Origin of the sequence: Haloarcula halobia, from assembly GCF_029338255.1 — an archaeon.
Lineage (GTDB): Archaea > Halobacteriota > Halobacteria > Halobacteriales > Haloarculaceae > Haloarcula > Haloarcula halobia.
The window spans coordinates 1,636,224-1,658,484 of record NZ_CP119787.1 but is presented as its reverse complement, the minus strand read 5'-3'; the positions used below and the strand labels follow the sequence as shown (position 1 = coordinate 1,658,484).

The 22,261-nt window shown below is 66.4% G+C and carries 17 protein-coding genes and 3 rRNA genes; 6 read left to right on the top strand and 14 right to left on the bottom strand.

Annotated features, from left to right (window positions below; genetic code table 11):
• Positions 1–23: 23 nt before the first annotated feature.
• Positions 24–1,208 (bottom strand): vWA domain-containing protein, encoded by a 1,185-nt coding sequence (locus P1K88_RS08825; RefSeq protein ID WP_276414085.1) that lies wholly within the window; start codon positions 1,206–1,208, stop codon positions 24–26.
• Positions 1,209–1,325: 117 nt separating this feature from the next.
• On the opposite strand from P1K88_RS08825, the gene P1K88_RS08820 reads away from it, so the two are divergent.
• Entirely contained in the window at positions 1,326–1,754 is a 429-nt protein-coding gene (locus tag P1K88_RS08820; protein WP_276414084.1) for a CopG family ribbon-helix-helix protein, read from the top strand.
• Here the strand turns inward: P1K88_RS08820 and P1K88_RS08815 are convergent.
• The 3 genes from P1K88_RS08815 to P1K88_RS08805 all read right to left on the bottom strand — a co-directional run bounded on the left by P1K88_RS08815 (position 1,703) and on the right by P1K88_RS08805 (position 5,225).
• Entirely contained in the window at positions 1,703–3,496 is a 1,794-nt protein-coding gene (locus P1K88_RS08815) for a DUF3179 domain-containing protein (RefSeq protein ID WP_276414083.1), read from the bottom strand. The genes P1K88_RS08820 and P1K88_RS08815 overlap by 52 nt on opposite strands.
• Positions 3,497–3,634: 138 nt before the next feature.
• On the bottom strand, positions 3,635–4,279 hold the full coding sequence (locus P1K88_RS08810) for an alpha/beta hydrolase (RefSeq protein ID WP_276414082.1): 645 nt from the start codon (positions 4,277–4,279) through the stop codon (positions 3,635–3,637).
• A 103-nt stretch (positions 4,280–4,382) separates the two neighbouring features.
• The gene (locus tag P1K88_RS08805; RefSeq protein WP_276414081.1) at positions 4,383–5,225 is read right to left on the bottom strand and encodes a VOC family protein; all 843 of its coding nucleotides are present in this window, start codon (positions 5,223–5,225) and stop codon (positions 4,383–4,385) included.
• A gap of 75 nt (positions 5,226–5,300) precedes the next feature.
• Between P1K88_RS08805 and P1K88_RS08800 the strand changes: the two genes are divergently transcribed.
• The 4 genes from P1K88_RS08800 (at position 5,301) to P1K88_RS08785 (ending at position 10,246) form a co-directional block, all read left to right on the top strand.
• A complete protein-coding gene (locus P1K88_RS08800; RefSeq protein ID WP_276414080.1) occupies positions 5,301–7,391 on the top strand; it encodes a beta-glucosidase family protein in 2,091 nt (696 codons plus the stop codon).
• A 254-nt stretch (positions 7,392–7,645) separates the two neighbouring features.
• A complete protein-coding gene (locus P1K88_RS08795; protein WP_276414079.1) occupies positions 7,646–8,656 on the top strand; it encodes an ABC transporter substrate-binding protein in 1,011 nt (336 codons plus the stop codon).
• Positions 8,657–8,669: 13 nt separating this feature from the next.
• Complete coding sequence (locus tag P1K88_RS08790; protein WP_276414078.1) at positions 8,670–9,473, top strand: ABC transporter permease; 804 nt, start codon at positions 8,670–8,672, stop codon at positions 9,471–9,473.
• Positions 9,464–10,246, top strand: a complete 783-nt coding sequence (locus P1K88_RS08785; RefSeq protein WP_276414077.1) for an ABC transporter ATP-binding protein — start codon at positions 9,464–9,466, stop codon at positions 10,244–10,246. Before P1K88_RS08790 ends, P1K88_RS08785 begins: the two co-directional genes overlap by 10 nt.
• A gap of 18 nt (positions 10,247–10,264) precedes the next feature.
• On the opposite strand, the gene P1K88_RS08780 is transcribed toward P1K88_RS08785, so the two are convergent.
• From P1K88_RS08780 to P1K88_RS08750, 7 genes are all read right to left on the bottom strand, one after another.
• Positions 10,265–10,423 carry a hypothetical protein gene (locus P1K88_RS08780; protein ID WP_276414076.1) on the bottom strand — a complete coding sequence of 53 codons (159 nt, stop codon included), beginning with the start codon at positions 10,421–10,423 and terminating at the stop codon, positions 10,265–10,267.
• Between the two features lie 83 nt (positions 10,424–10,506).
• Positions 10,507–10,629 (bottom strand): 5S ribosomal RNA (rrf, locus tag P1K88_RS08775).
• 124 nt (positions 10,630–10,753) lie between these two features.
• Positions 10,754–13,681 (bottom strand): 23S ribosomal RNA (locus P1K88_RS08770).
• A gap of 364 nt (positions 13,682–14,045) precedes the next feature.
• Positions 14,046–15,513 (bottom strand): 16S ribosomal RNA (locus P1K88_RS08765).
• Together the 16S, 23S and 5S rRNA genes form the textbook arrangement of a ribosomal RNA operon.
• 752 nt (positions 15,514–16,265) lie before the next feature.
• The gene (locus tag P1K88_RS08760) at positions 16,266–16,562 is read right to left on the bottom strand and encodes a translation initiation factor eIF-1A (RefSeq protein ID WP_276277008.1); all 297 of its coding nucleotides are present in this window, start codon (positions 16,560–16,562) and stop codon (positions 16,266–16,268) included.
• Between the two features lie 69 nt (positions 16,563–16,631).
• A complete protein-coding gene (locus P1K88_RS08755) occupies positions 16,632–16,862 on the bottom strand; it encodes a DUF7120 family protein (protein WP_276414074.1) in 231 nt (76 codons plus the stop codon).
• Between the two features lie 137 nt (positions 16,863–16,999).
• Positions 17,000–17,236 (bottom strand): UPF0058 family protein, encoded by a 237-nt coding sequence (locus P1K88_RS08750; protein WP_276414073.1) that lies wholly within the window; start codon positions 17,234–17,236, stop codon positions 17,000–17,002.
• Positions 17,237–18,207: 971 nt separating this feature from the next.
• Between P1K88_RS08750 and hflX the strand changes: the two genes are divergently transcribed.
• Entirely contained in the window at positions 18,208–19,518 is a 1,311-nt protein-coding gene (gene hflX / locus P1K88_RS08745) for a GTPase HflX (RefSeq protein ID WP_276414072.1), read from the top strand.
• A gap of 12 nt (positions 19,519–19,530) precedes the next feature.
• Here the strand turns inward: hflX and P1K88_RS08740 are convergent, their stop codons facing one another.
• Genes P1K88_RS08740 through P1K88_RS08730 form a run of 3 tightly spaced genes read right to left on the bottom strand, consistent with a single transcriptional unit; the run spans position 19,531 to position 22,232 of the window.
• A complete protein-coding gene (locus tag P1K88_RS08740) occupies positions 19,531–20,964 on the bottom strand; it encodes an NAD(P)H-hydrate dehydratase (protein WP_276414071.1) in 1,434 nt (477 codons plus the stop codon).
• 52 nt (positions 20,965–21,016) lie between these two features.
• Positions 21,017–21,292, bottom strand: coding sequence for an acylphosphatase (locus tag P1K88_RS08735; RefSeq protein ID WP_276414070.1), 276 nt, complete (start codon positions 21,290–21,292; stop codon positions 21,017–21,019).
• A 25-nt stretch (positions 21,293–21,317) separates the two neighbouring features.
• Positions 21,318–22,232 carry a DNA-3-methyladenine glycosylase family protein gene (locus P1K88_RS08730; RefSeq protein WP_276414069.1) on the bottom strand — a complete coding sequence of 305 codons (915 nt, stop codon included), beginning with the start codon at positions 22,230–22,232 and terminating at the stop codon, positions 21,318–21,320.
• Positions 22,233–22,261: the final 29 nt, after the last annotated feature.

Below are 22,261 nucleotides of genomic sequence, written 5' to 3'. Positions count from 1 at the left end.
TCGTCGACGTGCGGTGGGACCGGTCACTGCTGGAGCCCCTCGTCGGTCACGATCTTCGTCGCCTCGCTCTCCTCGGCCCGGCCGCCCTCGGCGACGATCCGGGTCTCGCGCTCGGCGGACTTGACCGCCTGCGTGTCCGCGCCGTGAACCTTGGTCATCTTCTCGACCTGGGTCTGGGCCTCGGCGACGTTGCCCTTGCCGAGTTCGGTCTTGATGACCGTCTGTCGGTGGTCGATGTCGACGCCCTCGTTGTGGACGGCGAGTTGCTCGGGGTCGTCGGTGTACGCCACCTCGATGGCACCGTGTGCTGTCTCGCCGCGGGCCGAAAGCGTCACGTCGGCGAGGGTCACCGTCTGTCCGACCTCGCGAGGGGGCGCGTGGATCTTCAGGACGACGCGCTGGGCCTCTCGTTCCAGCAGGTCCGGAAGCGGAATCTCCGTCGCGTTGCCCGCCCACTCGACGTCGACCTGCTGGGTCTGTGGCACCGCGCGGTACACCTCGCTGACCTCGACGCCGTCGGCCACGTCCAGTTCGAGCGACGCGTCGGGCGCGACGAGGGTCCCGGCTGCCTCGACGGCGTCGCCGAAGAACGACTCGATGTCGCCGGCCGACTCGAGGTGGGTCCACTCGCCGCGGGCCGTCTCGCCCAGCGTCCGGATGGTCTCTTTACGGTAGTCCGACCCGATGCCGGCCGACCTGATGCGGATGCCGTCCTCGTCGATGGCACGGGCCAGCGTCTGGAACTCGGCCTCGCCGTGGCTCTGGTCTTTCCCGTCGGACAGAAAGAGGATGCGCCGCGCGGTCTGGTCGTCTGCCGGAAGGTGGTGCAAGGCGTCGCGAGCCGCGACCAGGCCGCGGTAGATGTCTGTCCCGCCGCCCGCCGTGACGTTCGCCACGCGGTCGAGGGCCTCGTCACGGGAGATGTCGCCCCAGCGCGTCGCGCCCAGCACCGTCTCGACCTCGGTGTCGAACGTGACGATGGCGACGTAGTCGTCGTCCTCGAGCAGGCCGAACACCCACTCGGCCCCGTCGCGGGCCTGCTGGATGTCGTCGCCGGCCATCGACCCGCTCGAGTCGATACACAGCGCAAGCTGTCGCGTCGGACGCCCCGCCCGTCGGCCCGGGTCGACCTCTATCTCCGCGGTCAGTTTCGCCCCGTCTCCCGGGACGTACGGGCGGTTGACGTCCGTCACGACGTTCGCAGTCATACTGTGAAGCTGGTCAGACTATCCGATTATAAGCTTTCCCCGGAGGGCGAGGGGGCGTCTCGCGGCGACCACCGGAGTTCGATAATCCTTAATAGTTCAACCCCCTCCCGTTAATACATGACCGTTGTCAGCGTCTCGATGCCCGAATCGTTGCTCGAGCGCATCGACGAGTTCGCCGACGAACACGGCTACACCGGCCGCAGCGAGATCATCAGGGAGGCCAGCCGGAACCTGCTGGGCGAGTTCGAGGACAAGCGCCTCGAGGGGCGGAAGCTGATGGGCATCGTCACCGTCCTGTTCGACTACGAGACCACGAGCGTCGAGGAGAAGATGATGCACCTCCGGCACGAACACGAGGGCATCGTCGCCTCGAACTTCCACAGCCACGTCGGGGAACACCGCTGTATGGAACTGTTCGTCCTCGAGGGTGACTTAGAGGAGATCTCGTCGTTCGTGGGCAAGATCCGCGCGACGAAAGACACGCTGAACATCGACTACTCCGTCGTCCCCGTCGACGACTTCGGCACGTTGGCGGACGTCGAGTGACACCCCGCGGACGACGCGCCTAGACGGCTTCCGGTTGAACGTTCGTCCCGACCCACAGCAGCGTCCCCAGCAGGGCCACGACGGCGATGGGGAGGAGCCACTGGAACACCGTCAGGACGCCGGCACTCGCCTGGACGCCGACGATCAGCAGGATGGTCGGCCCACAGCAGACCACGCCCGAGAGCAGCCCCGGAATCCCGGCTGCCGCGCCAGCGCCCGGGCCGATGCGGCAGGCCTTCGGTCCGCGCCAGGCGACCAGCGAGACGGCGAAGTTCAGGCCGACCAGGGCGGCCAGCATGCCCCCGAGCGCGAGGTTCAGCGGCGCGACGAGCAGTTCGACCGGGCCGACGACGAGCAGGCCGACGGGCTCCCACTGGAAGGGGCCGACCGGGCGGAACGCCCGCGTCAGCGGGTTCTCGACGACCGAGAGCTCGAAGCCCCACGGGCCGGTACCCAGGGTGCGAGAGGCCGTACAGGTAGACCACCACGTAGACCGCCGCGGCGAGGAGGAACGCGCCCCGTCCGTCGCGGCGCGACAGCGCGCCCCGGATGGCGACGACGGTGTTGCCCAGCAGTCGCGCAGTGCGGTCGGCGACGGTCGGGCCCTCTTTGGACCTCTCATTCGACATAGGGAAGCTCTCCGGGTAGAAGCCCGCCCACGCGAACCACATGCCGTCGAACGCGAGCGTCCGGTCGAGCGGGAGTTCGGCGGCGGCGTAGGTCTCGCCGTCGACGCGGTAGCCGTCGCCGGCGGCCGCGACCGTCAGGCCGTCGCTGGTCTCGTAGACGTAGCCCGTCTCGAGGGCCGGGTCGGCGACAGCGACGTACTCCGTCTCGCCGATGGCCCCGCCCAATACGCGCTCGTCCAGCAGCGACTTCTTGTCGAACGAGAGTGCGCCCTCCGTCGTCCGGGTGCCGATGACGACGTCCTTCGGTCGATTTCGGTCGTCGCTCACCAGCGGCGAGAAGATGGTCCGGTCGTTGGCGTAGTAGCCCCGCTCCGGGTTGTACTGGCCGTAGGGGTCCGACCCGTAGCGCCGCGAAAAGCCAGTCTCGTCGGTCAGGACCACCGTGTCGGGGTAGACCGCCCGCCAGTGCTCCCAGGTGGTCCAGACGACCCGGAACTCCCGGAGCGACTGGCCCACCAGCGGGCCCTCGACGGCGGTGCCGGTCACCTGGGGCCACCGGCTGTCCGTCCCGCGGTCGTACATCACCAGGTTGGAGTTGACAAGGTCGCCCGACGTCCCGAACTCGACCGGTCCCCGCTCGAAGCCCTGGGCGGTGCCGGTCAGCGGACAGTAGGTGACCGCCACCGGGTCCCCGCCGAGCACGTCGTTGACGATCTCGTGCCAGACGAGTATCGACTGGGGGTAGGCCTTCGCCTCGCCGTCGCGGACGGCCCCGAATACCGGGTCGCCCGGGTCCAGCGCCGCCTCCTCGGCGGGCCCGAACTGCGGGTCGTCGATGGCCGGGATGCCGTCTTTCGGGACGCCGCCGCTCGTGATCTCGCTTCGAATCGTCTCGACGTCGTGGCCCAGGAACAGGCGCCGGTCGACCGTCGGCGGCCGGGCATCGTCCGCGCTGATCGTCGTCGCCTCACCGGCACTCGTCGTTGCCGTCCCGCCGCCCTCGGTCTCGGTGGCCGCGGGCCCCCCCGAGCCCCCGGTTCCGGTACAGCCGGCGAGGCCGGCCACGCCTGCGGCACCGAGCGCGCGCAGGAAGGTCCGGCGTTTCGTGTCCATACACCTACTGGTCGTGCCAGCGACAAAACCTCGCGGTGAGGGGCCGGTACCCACACACGACCGCCCCAACAGTTATATACTACTACGGCAGGCCGGTCCCCTGCCGTGACGTCGACGGGGTGGACCGTTCCCGGCGCCTCACTCCCCGCCCACCAGGTCGACGACGAGTTCCGCGACGTACTCAAGCTCGTCCTCATTGATGCCGTGGCCCATTCCCTCGTAGATGCGCTCGTCGACGTCGACGCCCAGTCGCTCGAACACCTCGGTCGTTACCTGCACCCGCTCGAGCGGGATGTGGGGGTCGACGTCGCTACACCCGACGAACACCGGCGTCCCCTCGAGGTCGCCCTCGTAGTCGTCGGGGTCGACCGACTCGCCGATGAGGCCACCGCTCAGCACCACGAGCGCGCCGTAGCGGCGCGGGTTGCGCGCGACGAACTCGCTGGCGAGACAGGCGCCCTGGGAGAACCCGAGCAGCATCACCCGCTCGGGGTCGATGCCAGCCGCCTCGACGTCCTCGAGGGCGTCCCGAATCGCCTGCAGGCCGGACGAGCGGCCCGGTTCGTTCTGCTCGACGGGCGCCAGGAACGACTGGGGATACCACGTGTTCCGGGCCGCCTGCGGGGCGAGCAACGCCAGGCCGTCCTGGTGGACCTCCGTGCCCATCTGGACGATGCTGCGGGCCGTCGCGCCCCGTCCGTGGACCAGAATCGCGGCGGCGCGGGCGTCCGCCAGCGGCGTCCCCGCCGTGACGAGGGGCTGATCCTGATGCGGACCCGACATTCAGTTCGCCTCCGGGGACACGTCGCTGTCAGTTGCGGTCATACCGTCCGTACCGGCCCGACGCTCTTGAGTCGTTTCCTCTGGTCCGTGCCAGGGGAGTGGGTCACTCGACCGCCCGGAGGCGAAGCGAGACGGCGTCCGGGGCCGTCACGGCGATGCCGTCGTCTCGATCTGCCACCGCCAGGCCCGCCGCTTCGAGTCGCTCCCTGACCGCCGTGAGGGCCGCCGCGTCGGGAACGCGGAGCTCGAACCACGCCAGCCCCCGCCCGCGCTGTGGCGCGGTCCGTCGTCGCCAGGAGTTCAGGCCCAGGTGGTGGTGGTAGTCGCCGGCGGCGACGAACAGCGCTCCCTGCATCTCCTGCCGGAGGGACAGCCCGAGCGTGTCGACGTAGAACGAGCGCGCAGCCTCGAGGTCAGTCACCTCGAGATGGACGTGACCGACGTCGGTCCCCACGGGGGCCCGGCCGCCGCCGTCGCTCTCGGCGCGCAGCCCGTCCAGCGACAGGGGGAGCGTGTCCATCTGGACCCGGCCGTCGGGGCGCTCGGGCCACTCGTCACGCGGCCGGTCGCGGTATATCTCGACGCCGTTGCCCTCCGGGTCCGAGAGGTAGAGTGCCTCGCTGACGTGGTGGTCGGACGCCCCGTCGAGGCGCGCGCCGGCTTCGACGCGCTCCAGTGCCGCGCCGAGCGCCGCTCGCGTGGGGACGCGGACGGCGACGTGGAACAGGCCGGCCTCGTCGCGGCCCCGTTCGGGCCGGTCCGGGGCGGCCACGAGTTCGAGCAGCGGCGTCGTCCCGTCGCCGAGGACGACCCGCGCGTCGGTCCGGTCGTGGACGACGAGGCCGACGACCGTCTCGTAGAAGGTGGCGACCCCGTCCAGGTCGGCGACGGTGAGTGCGACCCGGCCGACGGTCGTCTCCGGGTGGATGGTGCCGGCGTCGGTCATACGATACCGTCGTGGGGCGGGGGGATAAACGACGCGTACCCAACGCCTATATCCGCGCGGGTCGGCGGTCGAGATATGACTGACACGGACGGGGTCGAGGCCCCCGTGCAGGCGCTCACCCCCGCGGAGAAACGCTCGCTCGTCCACGGGGCCGTCGACCCCGATGGCACCGCGACGGGCTACCTGCCGGGCGTCGACCGGCTCGGGATTCCGCCCATCCGGCTCGTCGACGGACCACTGGGCATCCGCGCCGAAGGAAAGCGAGCGACGGCCTTCCCGGCCTCGCTGGCGACGGCAGCGACGTTCGATCCCGGCCTGGCTCGCGAGCAGGGCGCCGCGATGGCGCGCGAGGCGACGGCGCTGGACCAGGACGCGCTGCTCGCGCCCGGCGTGAACGTCGTCCGGGTGCCCCACTGTGGCCGGAACTTCGAGTACCTCTCGGAGGACCCCGTGCTGGCGAGTTCGGTGGGTTCGTCGCTCGTCTCGGGCATCGAGTCCGAGGACGTTGTCGCGACCGTGAAACACTACGTCGCCAACAACCAGGAGACCCACCGGACGACCGTCAGCGCCGATGTCGACGAACGGACGCTGCGCGAACTCTACCTCCCGCCGTTCCGGGCGGCCGTCGAGGCCGGCGCGGGGTCGGTGATGACCGCCTACAACCGGGTCAACGGGACCCACATGAGCGACCACGGGCGCCTCGTGGGCGACGTGCTCAAAGGCGAGTGGGACTTTTCGGGCTACGTCGTCTCGGACTGGTACGGCCTGGAGACCACCGTCGGCGCGGCGAACGCGGGCCTCGACATGGAGATGCCCGGCGTCCCGGCCGCGCCCGACGAGGACCTCGCGGACGTCGAGTGGCCCGACGGCATCCCGGACGCCACCCACGCCGGCCTGTTCGGCGACCCGCTGGCGGCGGCCATCGAGGCCGGCGAGGTGCCCGCCGAGCGTCTCGACGACATGGTCCGGCGGGTCCTCGGACAGTTCTCGCGGACCGGTCACCTCGACGGCGAGCGCGGCGAGGGGGAACTCGACAGCCAGCGACACCGCGACCTCGCGAAGCGCGTCGCAACCCGCGGGACGGTCCTGCTCGAGAACGACGGCGTCCTGCCGCTCGACGACGGGGCCGACGTCGCCGTCGTCGGCCCGCACGTCTACGAGGCGAAGGTCGGCGGCGGCGGGTCCTCCGAGACCACGCCGTTCCACTCGGTGACCCCCGTCGAGGGCGTCCGGGCCCGGGCGGACGGCGAGGTGACCGTCGCCCGCGGCGTCCCCGAGATCGAGGACGTCTCGCTGTTCGACCTCCTGCCGTTCGTCGAGGGCGGGCGCGAGGAACCCGAGACGGAGGCGCCGGACACGGAGCCGTCGCTGGAGAACGCCGTCGCCGCCGCCGAGGCCGCCGACGCCGCGGTGGTGTTCGTCCGGGACACGACAACGGAGGCGCGGGACCGCGACTCGCTTTCGCTCCCCGGCCGCCAGGACGAACTGGTCGAGGCCGTCGCCGCCGCGAACGACCGGACCGTCGTCGTCGCGCGCTCGGGCGGTCCCGTCGAGACGCCCTGGCGCGAGGACGTCGCCGCCGTCCTCGAGGCCTGGTACCCCGGACAGGCCGACGGCGACGCCGTCGCGTCGGTGCTCTACGGCGACAGCGACCCCGGCGGGCGCCTCCCGGTCACCTTCGCCCCCGAGGCGGCCTACCCCACGAGCGAGGAACGGCGGTTCCCCGGCGTCGACGGCGTGGCCACCTACGACGAGGGCGTCTTCGTCGGCTACCGCCACTTCGACGCCACCGACGCCGAGCCCACCTACCCGTTCGGTCACGGCCACTCCTACGCGACCTTCGAGTACGGCCCGGCGTCGGTCGACGGCGAGACGGTCTCGGTCACCGTCGAGAACGTCTCTGACCGCCGCGGGCGGGAGGTCGTCCAGACCTACGTCCGTCCACCACAGGTCGAGGGCGTCGACCGGCCGGTCCGCGAGTTCGCCGGGGCCGCCGCCGTCGAACTTGACGCGGGCGAGTCACGGACCGTCGCCGTCGACCTCGCCGACCTCTCCAGGTCCCGGTACGACCCCGACGACGGGTGGACCGTCGACCCGGGGACCTACACCGTCGAGGTCGGCCGGTCCGCGGCCGACGTGCGAACCACGACGACCCTCGAGGAGTGACGGCGGCAATCGCCGTCACGGCCGGTAACCTCGACGTAACCTGAAACCGGCATCTCGTCGGTCCTCTGACTTGAATTGTGGCGTTTACCGGCAAATAGGTCCACTACCTGGGACGGCCCGCTCGAGCCGAGACGCCCTCGAGTGGCCGGAACGGGGGGATTACCCACCAGTTCACCCTCCCCGCGTCGTTCCCGATTGTCGAAGTCCTTGCCCCCGACCGTCCGGATAAACGGCGCCACCGCTAGCTCCAGTCAATGGCAGACAACACAGCAAGCGTCTCGAGGCGCGCGTTTCTGGCCGGTGCCGGTACCACCGCGACGGTGGGTCTCACCGGATGTCTCGGGCTGGGCGGGAGCGACGAGGTGACCCTCGCGTACATGCCCATCTTCCCGGACCTCCAGTACTTCGTGATGGACCAGGAGGGGTACTTCGACGACGTCGACGCGACCATCGACGCCCGCGAGTTCACCGACGGCCCGGCCATCGTCCAGGCCTACGGCGGCGGCGAACTCGACGTGGCGATGTTCGGCATCGTCCCCTCGATGATCGTCATCGACCGGGGCATCCCGGCGAAGGTCACGGCGGCCAACATCAAGGAACCGATGGCAATCATGGCCCACGAGGACCTCCAGGCGCTGTGGGAGGACCACGGGGCCGACGCGTTCTCGGTCTGGCGCGAGGAGAAGGGCCGGAAGTTCCGTTTCGGGACCTTCCCGCAGGGGTCGGTCCCCGACGTGTTGCTGCGCTACTGGCTCCAGCAAGCGGAGGTCGACACCTCGCAGGTCGACATCGTCGAGATCAACGGGGCCAACGCCGTCTTCCAGGCCATCGCCAACGGCGAGATCGACGGGTCCTCCATCATGGAACCGGTCCCGACCCGGGCCGAAGCGGCCGACGCGCCGGTCCAGGTGTTCAGGCTCGCTGGCGACGTCATGCCCGGCCAGCCGGCCGCGGTGACGCTGATGAGCGACGACGTCCGCGACTCGACCGTGGCCACCCAGTTCCTCGAACAGCACGTCCGCGCGACGGAGTTCATCCAGAACAACCCCGAACGGACCGCCGACATCGTCGAGACGGGCATCGGGATGCCCGCCGACCAGGCGCTCTCGGCGCTCCAGGGACCGCTCTCGAACTTCGTGACCGACCCGCGGGAGATCGAGAACGGGACGGAGATATTCTCCCAGTTCGCTGCCCAAAACGGACAGATAGAGTCGCAGTTGGCGCTGGAGGAGATATTCGACTACGGCGCCTACGAGAGCCTGTAGGAGGGGTACGAGCATGGCTATCGACGTCGGAGAGACAGTAGAGCGGTCCGAGGAGAGCGGCGACCCGTTCGGGGGCCTCGACGGGCGGCGCGCACTGCGCGGCGTCGTCGGGGTCGCCGCGTTCGTCGGCCTCTGGTTTGCCGTCTCGCTCGTCCAGCCGTCGTACGTCCTCCCCTCGCCCGTCGCCGTCGCGGCGACGTTTTTCGAGGAGGCTACCTCGGGCGGGATGGCGACGGCGCTCGGCAACAGCATCCTCCACTGGATCCCGGGGGCCGTCGTCGGCACCGCCGCGGGCGTCGCCACCGGTATCGCGCTCGCCTGGAGTCCGCTGTTGGACGACGTCACCGCGCCCGTCGTGCGCGTCCTCCGGCCGGTGCCGCCGCTAGCGCTCATCGGCTTCGCCATCGCGTGGCTGGGCATCAACCACGCGGGCGCGGCGTTCATCATCGCCGTCGGCGCGTTCTGGATCAACTTCTACGCCACCTACGGCGGCGTCGAGGGGGTCTCCGAGGACCTGCTCGACGTCGCGCGCAGCCTCGGCGTCCAGGGCGACGTCGAGCAGATCCGTGCGGTCGTCATCCCGGCCGCGCTCCCCGAGATCTCGACCGGCATCCGGACCGGCATCGGCCGCTGCTGGATGCTCGTCGTCGCCTCCGAGATATTCGGCGTCCCCGGCATCGGCCGGCGCATCCTGCGCGCCTCGAACAACCTCCAGGTCGACGTCGTCATCACCTACATCCTGGTGTTGAGTCTGCTCTTCCTGATCGTCGACGTCTCCTTCCGGGCGGTCCAGCGGAGGGTTCTGGCGTGGCGCTGACCGACGCCGGCCTCGGTCCGGACGAGACCCCCCGCGTCCGCATCGACGGCGTGGGCAAGCGCTACCCCGGGTCGAGCGGGAACGGGCCCGTGCAGGCACTGGACGACGTCTCCGTCGAGGTCGAGCCCGGCGAGTTCGTCTGTATCGTCGGCCCCTCCGGCTGTGGGAAGACCACGCTGTTCCGTATCATCGCGGGGCTGGAAGCAGCGACCACGGGCGGCGTCTTCCTCGACGGCGACCGAGTCGACGGGCCCGGCCCCGACCTGGGCCTGGTCTTCCAGGAGTACCACCTCTTCCCGTGGCGCACCGTCGCCGGCAACGTCGCCTTCGGTATGGAGAAACAGGGCGTCCCCGAAGCCGACCGGCGCCGGCGCGTCGACGCGCTGCTCGACCTCGTGGGCCTCGACGGCTTCGGCGACAGGTACCCGCGGGACCTCTCGGGCGGGATGAAACAGCGGGTCGCGCTCGCCCGCGCGCTCGCGGTCGACCCCGGCCTCCTGCTGATGGACGAACCGTTCGGGGCCGTCGACGCCCAGACCAAGAAGATGCTCCAGGACGAACTGCTCGACATCTGGTCGGAGACGGGCAAGACCGTCCTCTTTGTCACCCACGACGTCGAAGAAGCCGTCAAACTGGCCGACCGCGTCGTCGTGATGGCCAAGGAACCCGGGCGGGTCCGCGAGATCGTCGCCATCGATGTCGAACGCCCCCGGTCGCGCTCCGACCAGGACTTCGGGGCGTACTACGACCGGATCCTGTCCCTCATCGAGTGATCGGGGCCTGCCGTCGGGTCAACTCCCCCATATCGCCGTCGGGACGGCCGTCACGCCCTCGAGCAGGTCGACCGCGTCGGCGTCACGACCGTCCAGCGAGTCCCGACAGGAGACGACGGTGACGCCGCGGTCGAGCACGTGCGAGCGTCGGCCGGCACAGACAAATCCGGCACTCACGGCTGTCGAGGTCGCTGTATAAATACAAAAAGCCCGCACGCAGAGCCGCAGATGGCTCTCCGTGCGAGCAATAAGGTATGAGTGGTCGGCGGCGAACCGAGTTTCCCAGAGGCTCGCGCACTCCAGTACTCACCGGAACGCTGGCGGGCTTATCTTCCGTGTTCGGGATGGGTACGGGAGGCAACCCCGCCGCTATGGCCGCCTTAACGCCGAGTCACGGAGTCGAACCGTGATGATACCGGTCTCGGTCGGTCCTAGAACCGTGTGTAATCGTGCGATCCAGTTTGCGCCTGGACTCGTTCAAATACTCTCGACGAGTCACAGTGCGTATGATTGATGGCTTCGAGTTGTTAGTACTCGTGGGCTCAACACTTCGTTACCTCAGTGCGTACACCCCGAGTCTATCGACCGCGTCTTCTACGCGGACTCTCAGCGGTGTCTCTTTTCCAGGTGGGTTTCGAGCTTAGATGCGTTCAGCTCTTACCCCGTGTCGCGTGGCTACCCGGCACGTGCTCTCTCGAACAACCGGTACACCAGTGGCGACCAATCGTAGTTCCTCTCGTACTATACGATCGTTCCCGTCAGACACCATAACACACCCAGTAGATAGCAGCCGACCTGTCTCACGACGGTCTAAACCCAGCTCACGACCTCCTTTAATAGGCGAACAACCTCACCCTTGCCCGCTTCTGCACGGGCAGGATGGAGGGAACCGACATCGAGGTAGCAAGCCACTCGGTCGATATGTGCTCTTGCGAGTGACGACTCTGTTATCCCTAGGGTAGCTTTTCTGTCATCAATTGCCCGCATCAAGCAGGCTAATTGGTTCGCTAGACCACGCTTTCGCGTCAGCGATCCTCGTTAGGAAGATCACTGTCAAGTCATCTTTTGCTCTTGCACTCTTCGCCGGGTCTCTGTCCCGGCTGAGATGACCTTAGGGCGCGCTCGATATCTTTTCGAGCGCGTACCGCCCCAGTCAAACTGCCCGGCTACCGGTGTCCTCCTCCCGGAGTGAGAGTCGCAGTCACCGACGGGTAGTATTTCACTGATGGCTCGGTGGCCCGCTAGCGCGGGTACCTGTGTACCGCCTCCTACCTATGCTGCACATCGGCGACCACGTCTCAGCGACAGCCTGCAGTAAAAGCTCCATAGGGTCTTCGCTTCCCCCTGGGTGTCTCCAGACTCCGCACTGGAATGTACAGTTCACCGGGCCCAACGTTGGGACAGTGAAGCTCTGGTTAATCCATTCATGCAAGCCGCTACTGATGCGGCAAGGTACTACGCTACCTTAAGAGGGTCATAGTTACCCCCGCCGTTGACAGGTCCTTCGTCCTCTTGTACGAGGTGTTCAGATACCTGCACTGGGCAGGATTCAGTGACCGTACGAGTCCTTGCGGATTTGCGGTCACCTATGTTGTTACTAGACAGTCCGAGCTTCCGAGTCACTGCGACCTGCTCATTTCCTGAGCAGGCATCCCTTATCGCGAACTTACGGGACTAACTTGCCGAATTCCCTAACGTCGGTTGCTCCCGACAGGCCGTGGCTTTCGCCGCCATGAACACCTGTGTCGGTTCTCGGTACGGACATCATGCTCGTCTTTTCACGGGCCCCAGGTTGAACCACGTTTCCCTGTCTCGCCGTTCGTCCGCTTCGTGCCGTTATGGCTTCCACGGAGTTGGACGATTCGACCGGGCGAAGGCCCGGCGTGGTCGACCCCAGGGCGTCAACTTTGAATGCATGATGGCACGGGAATATTAACCCGTTTCCCATTTCGTCATAGTCGAGTTGCGGTATGACTTAGGACCGGCTAACCCCTGCTGATCAGCAGTGCTGAGGAACCCTTATTCATGAGGCCGTCGGGGTTCTCACCCGACTATCGCTGCTACTATGGCCAGGATTTTCGTCACTATTCGGTCCACAGGAGTTCTCACCCCTGCTTCCACCCAAATAGAGCGCCAACCTACTCGGTCACCCTGTGACGGGTGCGGATAGGTCTCGGTGGTGGATTTGAGTCCCGATCATTTTGGGCGCCTCAAACCTCGGCCGGTAAGCTGTTACGCTTTTCTTAGAGGGTAGCTGCTTCTAAGCTCACCTCCCGGCTGTCTAGGGCTCGAGACCACCTTCAGAGGATTACACTTAATCCACACTTGGGGACCTTAACCTATCTCTGGGTTGTTCCCCTCCTGGTGCACAGGCTTACCCCGCACACCGGAATCCCCGCGTCAGCGGCGTTCGTAGGTTTGGAGTTTGACAGGTGTGCCGACTCCTCTCGGAGGCGGTCACACCAATCGGTCGCTCTACCCCACGAACTACCTCGGCGGAGGTCATGCTTCGACATGTTTCGGTTGGAACCAGCTGTTGCCGGACTCGATGGGCCTTTCACCCCTACACGTAGATCACGAGAGGGTATTGTAGGACACCAACTCTAACAGGCCTCCACGTGCCTTTCGGCACGCTTCACCTTGTCCACGCGTAGATCGTCCGGATTCGGGTCGTGTCCATATGGCTCCCCGCCCTTGAAGACGGCGGCCCTCGCCGTGAGGCTGCGGCCATGTCGGTTTCCCTGTGCCTTCCCGGATGCTCCGGTTAGACTTGCCATGTAGACACACTCCCTGGCTCGTTTTTCAAAACGTACGACGGAACATCGGCTTCTTCCGAGTCTTACTGGAGACTCGCGTCTCGGTCATTCGTCGGAAGACCTTGTATGCCCCGTCGCTCCATCGCCAGCTGAGTTCAAGCTCTATTTCACCTCCCTTCTGAGGGTACTTTGCAGCGTTCGTTCACACTACTTGTGCACTATCGGTCTCGAGGAGTGTTTAGCCTTCGCAGTCGATGCCTGCGACATTCGCGAGGGATATCCAACCCCCGCTACTCTGGAACCACCGCACAGCGTACTGACCTCGAGTACGGGACTGTCACCCTGTTTCGTGCTCTGTTCCAAGAGACTTCGTCGAGATGGTCGGCTGATGAGGGGTGGCCCTGACACCACATTGCCCGTGAGGGCTTCGGTTTGGGCTGTATCGCGTTCACTCGCGGTTACTAACGACATCGCGTTACGCTTTCTTTTCCTGCCGGTACTAAGATGTTTCAGTTCCCGGCGTTCCTCATTGCGCGAGGCAATTGCTGAGGAGATTCTCATTCGGAAATCCGTGGTTCTTGGCCTCCGTGCGGCTCCCCACGGCTTATCGCAGCTTGGCACGTCCTTCATCAGCTCTCGAGCCGAGCTATCCACCAGCTGGCATAGTAGCCAACGTCAATTGTGACTCGTTGAACTGTAGTTGAACGAGTCCAGTGGACGCCTGGATCGCACGTACACACGGTTTCATTCTCGCCCCCAAGGTGGGAGAGGTGGGCGAGTCGACCCTTCCCAACCGCGGTTTCACCCGGGTTGGTGCATCAGTCGTCGTATCACGTCCGAGCGCCGTCCCACACTTAAGGGGCTCGGTTCGGGCGTGACACGAGATACGGACCCGTCGGGAGTTGCACCCGACACCCCGCGAGGGGTATCCGCCTCGGATAGGTCTCGTGAGCCCAGCGGGCCCATACAGCAGTCCGCTTCGGTGTCGTCGGCGGATGCCGACAACGATTGTGGGCTGGGGCAGTGCCCCAGTCCCGTTCTGTAGGAGGTGATCCAGCCGCAGATTCCTCTACGGCTACCTTGTTACGACTTAAGCCCCCTTGCGGAGCCCAGATTCGACCTGGGTATCCAGGCCTCATCCGGACCCCACTCGGGTGCTTTGACGGGCGGTGTGTGCAAGGAGCAGGGACGTATTCACCGCGCGCTTCTGACACGCGATTACTACCGAATCAGCTTCATGCGGGCGAGTTTCAGCCCGCAATCCGAACTACGATCACGTTTGGAGATTGCTCCGCCTCTCGGCGTCGCATCCCACTGTCATGACCATTGTAGCCCGCGTGTTGCCCGGTCCATTCGGGGCATACTGACCTACCGTTGCCCATTCCTTCCTCCGTTTTAACAACGGCAGTCTCCGTAGTGTACCCGACTATCGCTAGATATCGCTGGCAACTACGGATGTGGGTCTCGCTCGTTGCCTGACTTAACAGGACGCCTCACGGTACGAGCTGACGGCGGCCATGCACCTCCTCTCAGTAGCGTCGAGTAAAGTCGTCAACCTGACTGTCATCACTACTGTCGGGACCGGTGAGATGTCCGGCGTTGAGTCCAATTAAACCGCAGGCTCCTCCGGTTGTGGTGCTCCCCCGCCAATTCCTTTAAGTTTCATCCTTGCGGACGTACTTCCCAGGCGGCCTGCTTATCGTCTTCACTACGGCACATCACGTGCTCATGGCGCGTGACATACCTAGCAGGCATCGTTTACAGCTAGGACTACCCGGGTATCTAATCCGGTTCGAGACCCTAGCTTTCGTCCCTCACCGTCGGGTCCGGTCTCTTGACGTGGTTTCCCCATTGGTGGTCCGTCCAGGATTACAGGATTTCACTCCTACCCCGGACGTACCCGTCAAGTCTCTCGGCCCCAAGCCGTGTAGTTTCCGCTGGACGCCGGCCAGTTGAGCTGGCCGATTTCCCAACGGACTTACACAGCAGGCTACGGACGCTTTAGGCCCAATAATATCGGCCATCACTTGGACTGCCGGTATTACCGCGGCGGCTGGCACCGGTCTTGCCCAGTCCTTGTTCCTGAACCACCTTACGGTACAGAAAAGCGAGGACTATATGCCCTCGCACTCGGAGTCCCCCTATCGCACTGTCGTGCAGTGTAAAGGTTTCGCGCCTGCTGCGCCCCGTAGGGCCCGGAATCTTGTCTCAGATTCCGTCTCCAGGCTCTTGCTCTCACAACCTGTACCGATTATGGGCACGGTGGGCCGTTACCCCACCGTCTACCTAATCGGCCGCAGCCACATCCTACAGCGCCGGAACGTTTCCAGCTCTCGGCACTCCAGCGAGAGAGCTGTATCCGCTATTGGCCTCAGTTTCCCGAGGTTATCGCGGTCTGTAGGGTAGTTTGGCCACGTGTTACTGAGCTATACGCCGCGGGTCTAACCCGCGCGACTAGCATGGCTAAATCGGACTCCGATAGCAATGGCCTCCGGCAGGATCAACCGGAATGTGCTGACTGAGTCAGCGGCGGGCGTTGCGCGATGCAACGTCTGAGTGTGGTATCACTCCGTCGGAAGCGTAACCCATCGATTTCCAGTATCGATGGTAACTGCTGTATGGGTCCGTGGGCTCACATCAGATTCCATCTTGACGGCGGACCGCAGGGGTGGAATCCTCATCGGTCGAGAGAGTCGGTGTCGCCGAAGCGACGTCGACGTGCTCTCTGCGAACGGCCCGAACGTCGCGAGGACGCGTCGGACCGTGTTCGCCCGGGGTGGTGCCCCGTGCGACCTTCGCATTTCTTCCGAGGAGAGGGGTATATATAAATGACTCGTCTCAGACCCACCCTGTGCAGACCCCACATGGCTCGTACGTGCCGTCACGCCGTCACACACCGAACCGCACGACAGCGGAGGGTCGGTGGTAGAAATGGTTCGCGTTCTGATTGATACACCGACGCACGGTTCGCCGGGCATCCAGCGGCGGGACCGGAGACCGACAATAGTCTCTCCCGGAGTACACAGAGATATAGAGGCCTACGTCGTCGCAGACGGGCAGGTTGCGCCCCGCGAACGCGCAGTCGAGTTTTCGTCCGCGTGCGCACGAGTGGTCACGCGCGTCCAGAGCCCCTCGCGGACGGACTGCCGGTTGCGTCGGGCCAGTGTGTCGGGGCCGGCGGCGCAGCGACCGTCGGCACACGGCCGACTCACAGGAGACCTGGAGCTGTCGCTCGGACGCATCGAGACAGGGTACAGAAAACTTCAGGCGGTCAGCGAGTCGACGTGGCCCTCGGCACGGAGCTGGTCGGCGTCCTGGCCGGTGTAGCGCCACTCGATGTTTGCCTTCTCGTCCTGCCAGTCCCACGGTTCGGCGAGGACGATGTCGTCCTCGTTGATCCACGTGCGGAACTTCATCCGGCCGGGGATGCGGCCCAGACGCGTCTCGCCGTCCTCACAGCGGATTCGGACGTGGTTCCCGCCCAGGTGTTCAGTTACGACCGCGAACAGCTCGTCGTTTGTAGGCATACGGAGGTTCCGTCGCCCTGTATCTTCGCTCACGGGTAGACTACGCCCCCACGGCCTATAAGTTGACTGAGGGTTGAGGTACCGCGTACCACACTTGCACACTCAGAAGACGTACTCGTCGTCGTGGCCCATCATCCCGCTGTCCTCCAGCGGATCGTCCTCGAAGCCCGGTTCGTCGTTTTCCTCGCTGGGGCCGCTGACCTTGTAGGCCTTGAGTCCGGTCGAGAGGAGGCTCTCGAAGGCGTCCTCGCGGTTGAGGAACTCGCCCTGGTCGACCAGCTGTGAAATCTGCATCTCGAGGTGTTCCGGAACGGAGATCTCTATTTTCGGCATCTGACTACCCTGGGGTTCAGCAAGGGTATATTTAAACGTAGTGGCAGGGCAGCGAGCGGACGTGAGGACGCCGGTGGGCGAGAAGCCGGTGGCTGGCGGAAAAAAGGGGGGGACTGTGGATACCGACACAGAAGGGTTCAGTCGGCGGTGAGCGTCAGCGGTTCGTCGCTGCGCTCGAGCATGTCGTCGGTCAGGCCGTCGGCGAGCGCAAAAACGGCGTCTTTGTGGTCGGTCTTCGATTTGTGGATGGACGTCGGCTTGACGCCGAGCGCCGTGTACTCCGCTTGGGCGACCTCGGATCCTGTGTCGGCTTCGTAGTGGTTCTGTACCTGCGCGAGCAGGCTGTGAAGATGGATGAGCTCCTGCTTCCTCATGGATACAACAGCATAACAGACGGAGGGTTATAGTACTATCTTGCCACATACTACCACGATTTGGCGCTCAGTTTGGGCGGGTTCAAGATATCGAAGGGGAGAATTGGGTGCCGATTCTGGAGACTGGGGAACAAAAGCGGGGTAACCTGGAGTATCAGGAGTGAAAACAGCGCCGAAGTGCACGTCACAGGGGAGAGACACCGGACTCCGGCCCCTCACCCGACGGGCCATCGGCAGGCGGCCGGCGGGGACTGGTACCTCCCATCCAGCCGGATGCGCAGGGCGGTTGCAGCGGACTCGACTACAGGCGTCGGACTCGCCGAGCAGTCGAAACGGCTCCTGACGGGGTGCCAGGACAGGTCGAAATTCCGATAGGTACCAGGGCTGCCCCGTCCGATACGTCGGTACCGTCGTGGGATTTCGCGTCGATACGCCTGAAAACATATCTTTCACAGTCCTCGTTGTTAATCAATAACCACGACAATATATAAGATATCGAACACTTTATACGCACAGAGGGAGTATGTAGTCGTGATGAACTGGAAACACCCCCGAAACACGACGAAGGCAGCGAAGAAAGAAACCGAGACCTCCAGCGGTACCCGCTGGTCGTTCATCGCGGCCGCGAGCATTGCCGCGTAACCACCTGCGACCCATTTTTCCACAGCGCGACGCCGAGTAGCGGTGCGTCAGAAGTCGCTACCGACGCCAGGTCACTGCTCGACGGCGTCGAGAGGCCCGTTCCGGACGGGCCCCGACGGCGGGTGTCGCGTTGAGACAACGGCGTCTGCGCGACGTCGCGACGAGGCCGGTCACCGGTCGCTCGCCACAGCACCGGCAGGAACGGTGCGACTCGTCTATACCACGGCTACCCGCGCGACGGTGCAACGCCTCCGGGTGCGGGCCGGTGTGCGCACACGACCGGACCCCACCCTGCAGATTAAATAAACGGACGACGTACCTTGAAGCGAGTGACGGCGACAGACACCACGGAACGAGCGGTCATCGCGAAACGAGTCGACAGCGGCACCGCAGACACCGGGGAGATACGTGACCTCGCGCGCGCGGCGGGCTACGACGTCGTCGCGGAGATAACCCAGACGCGCACCGAGGACCCGGCCTACCACATCGGGGAGGGGAAGGTGGCGCGCCTGGCCAACGCGGTCGCTCGCGAGGACGCGACGATCGTCGTCTTCGACAACCAGCTGGGCCCCTACCAGACCTACAACATCGGGAACGAGCTGATGAGCGGCGTCCGCGTCATCGACCGGTTCCGGCTCATCCTCGAGATTTTCGGGCAACGGGCCCGCACGCGGAAGGCCCAGCTCCAGGTCGAACTCGCCGAACTGCGCTACGAGCTCCCGCGCGCCGAGGCCAAGGCCAGCCTCGCGAAGCGCGACGAGCGCCCCGGGTTCATGGGGCTCGGCGAGTACGACGAGAGTCGCGAGGAGGACATCAAAAAGCAGATCTCGAACATCCGGGACGAGCTCGCGTCCATCGAGGAGACCGAGCAACACCGCCGCGAGCAGCGCCGCGAGTCGGGGTTCGACCTGGTCGCGCTGGCGGGCTACACCAACGCCGGGAAGTCGACGCTGTTGCGCCGTCTCGCGGCCGACCTCGAGGTCGACGAGAACGAGGACCTCCACCCGGACCTCGATACGACCGCCGAGAGCGAGGACCGCCTCTTTACCACGCTGGGGACGACGACCCGTCGCGCCGAAGTGGGCAAGCGCGAGGTACTGGTCACCGACACCGTCGGGTTCATCCAGGACCTGCCCCACTGGCTGGTCGAGTCGTTCAAGTCGACGCTGGACTCGGTCTATCGCGCGGATCTGGTCTTGCTGGTCGTCGACGTCTCCGAGTCCGTCGAGGAGATACGCGAGAAGCTGGTGACCAGCCACGACACCCTCTACGAGCGCAACGAGGCCCCCATCGTCACCGTCCTGAACAAGACCGACAAGGTCGACGACGAGGAGGTCCGCCGGAAGAAGGAGGCCCTCTCGGCACTGGCCCCGAACCCCGTGGCAGTCAGCGCACAGGAGGGCCTCAACGTCGAGGCCCTCGCCGAGCGCATCGACGCCGAACTGCCCGACTACGAGCGCGAACGCCTCGTGCTGCCGATGACCGACGACACCATGAGCCTCGTCTCGTGGATCCACGACCACGCCCACGTCGAGACCGTCGACTACGGCGACCAGGTCGTCATCGAGTTCGAGGCCCGCCCGGCGATCGTCGAGCGCTCGCGCGCGAAGGCGGGCGACCTCGTCGGCGCGTCGGCCTGAGCGCGGTCGCGCCTACTGTTCTCCCCAGAACACCGTCGGAATCGCGTCCAGCAGGTCCGTCGCCACGAGGCCGAAGCCGCGATCCTCGACCACCAGGTCGCCGGCGGCGCCCGTCGCGTAGGCCGCGATGGCGGCCGCGTGGCGGGCCTCCTGCGTGCACGCGAGCGCGCCGGTCACGCCCGCGAGGACGTCGCCGGTCCCGCCAACGGTCATCCCGGCGTTGCCCGTCCGGCCGACGCGGGTCACCTCGCCGTCCGAGATAACGTCGTAGGGCCCTTTCACCAGCAGCGTCTGGCCGAGGTCGGCGGCGAAGGACTCGACGAGGTCGGCCCGCTCGCGCCAGTCGTCGCTCGTCTCGCCGCCCATCCCGACGAGTTCCCCCTGGTGGGGCGTACAGACCAGGGTCGCGTCGGTGTCAACTTCGGGAACGACCGCAAGGGCGTCGGCGTCGACGACCGCGGTGCCGTCGAACCGCGAGAGGAGGTCCCGGACGGCGTCAATCGTCGCGTCGGCGTCGCCCAGCCCCGGCCCGAGGACGAGCGTGTCGTGCTCGGCCGCGAGGGAAGCGACCCGGTCGACGTCAGCGGGTTCGAGTCGCTCGCCGTCGTAGGGCCGGACGATGAGGTTCTCGCTGTAGCCCTGGAGTTCGCGCGCGACGGCCGACGGGCACGCCACGCGCACCAGGTCGGCGCCGGCACGGAGCGCGGCCTGAGCGGAAAGGGCCGGCGCGCCGGTGTACGGGCCGCCGCCGACGACCAGCATCTCGCCGTTGTCGCCCTTGTGACTGGCCGGGTCGCGGTCGAGTCGCTGGAGGTCGCCGCGCTCGACGAACAGTTCGGCGGCGTCGGGGATGCCGATGTCCGCGACGGTCACGCCCGCATCGAGGTCCGGGAGGCCGGGTTTGGTGTCGTGGAACGTGACGACGTGGTCGGGGAAAACGGCGTTCTCGGCCAGCGATCCGTCTTCGGCGTCGAGGCCCGAGGGGACGTCCACCGAGAGGACCGTCGCGTCGCTCGCGTTCATCGCGGCCGCCGCCGTGGCGGCCGGTTCACGGAGCGCCCCGCTGATGCCAGTCCCGAGCATCGCGTCGACGACGAGGTCCGGGTTCCCGAGGTCGAACGCCGAGGCGTCGCGGACCTGTTCCGTGGGGTACTCGGCGCGCTGGAGGGCGTCCCAGTTCTCCCGCGAGATGTCGGTCGTGATGGTCTCCGGGCGTCCGAGCAGGAGGACCCGGAGGTCGACGTCGTCGAGAAAGCGGGCCGCCACGAGCGCGTCGCCACCGTTGTTCCCCCGGCCGGCGACGACGGTGACCGAGTCGCCGGGGTCGACGAGGTCCCGGACCGCCCCCGCGACGGCGTTCCCCGAGGACTCCATCAACTGCTTGCGCGGCACGCCCAGCGCCGCCGCGTTCTCGTCGACGACGCCCATCGCTGAGCCAGTGATCATGCGCGAGGGTTCGCCGGCCACCCTCCTAACGGTACGGGGACGGCGGGCCGGGTCACCAGCGGACCTCGAACCCCTCGAGCCCGTCGGGGTCCTCGTAGGTCACCTCGACGTCGGTGACGTTCGCCCGCGTGCTCCCCTCGTGGCAGAACTCGACCATCGCCTCGACGTCGGCCGCCTCGCCCTCGAAGACGGCTTCGACCCGTCCGTCGTCTAAGTTCTTCACCCAGCCGTTAACGCCCTGATCCTGTGCGGTCTCGCGGGTCGTCGCCCGGAAGTAGACGCCCTGGACCCTGCCGCTGACGAAGACGTGCGCTCGCGTGCGTGACATAGGTCGAGGTTGCGGGGGCCGAAAGTTAGGTTCTAGTGTCCCGACCGCCCGAGCGCAGGTAGTGAAACAGGTAGGTCTGCGTGTAGCCGGCGTACTCGCCGCCGAGGGCCTCGCGGATGGCCCGGGAGGTGTCGCCGTAGTTGCCACGGTCGCACTCCGGGTAGTACTCCGCGATGGTGGTGCGAATCCACGTATCCAGGGGGACCGCTTCGAGGTAGCCAAGCGAGAACAGCAGAATGCAGTCGGCCACCTTCTCGCCGACGCCGACGAACTCCGTCAGCGCCGCGCGGGCGTCCTCGTAGTCGCGTCCCCGAGCGTCTTCGGGATGTACCTCGCCGTCGGCGACCAGTTCCGCCGACCGCTTGACGTAGGGCGCGCGATAGCCCAGGTTCAGATCTCGCAGGTCGGCCTCGCTGGCAGCGGCCAGCGCCTCTGGCGTCGGATAGGCGCGGTACTGCCGGCCGTCGAACGCGACCGGGTCGCCGAACTCGCGGCGCAGCGCCTGTTGCATCCCGTGGATGCGGGCGACGCGCATCTGCGCCGAGCAGATGAACGAGATCAGCGTCGGGAAGGCCGGGTCGCGCACGATGCGCATCCCCCAGTAGGCGTCGTAGGCTTCCTCGACGACGGCGTCGGGCGGGGCCGTCCCGCGGATGGCCGGCAGGTCGTCGTCGAGCCCCAGGCGGGCCCGGAGGTGTGATTCGGCGTCGAACGAGGCCTCCCAGTCGAGGACACCATCGGTCTGGCGCGCGCGGACGACTTCCGGGTCGCCGTCGACCCGGGCCGTCGTCCAGTACCAGGCGTCGCTCCCCGTCTCGCCGTCCCGGTCGTACATCCGGCCGTCCTCGCGGTCCCAGAGGTACGACTGCCCGCTCTCGACGGTCGACTGGAGGTCGAAGTCGCCCGCGAGCGCGGCGAGGTCGATGGTACTCCGGTGCATCGTCCGACCGGAGGACCCGGACGCCTTTC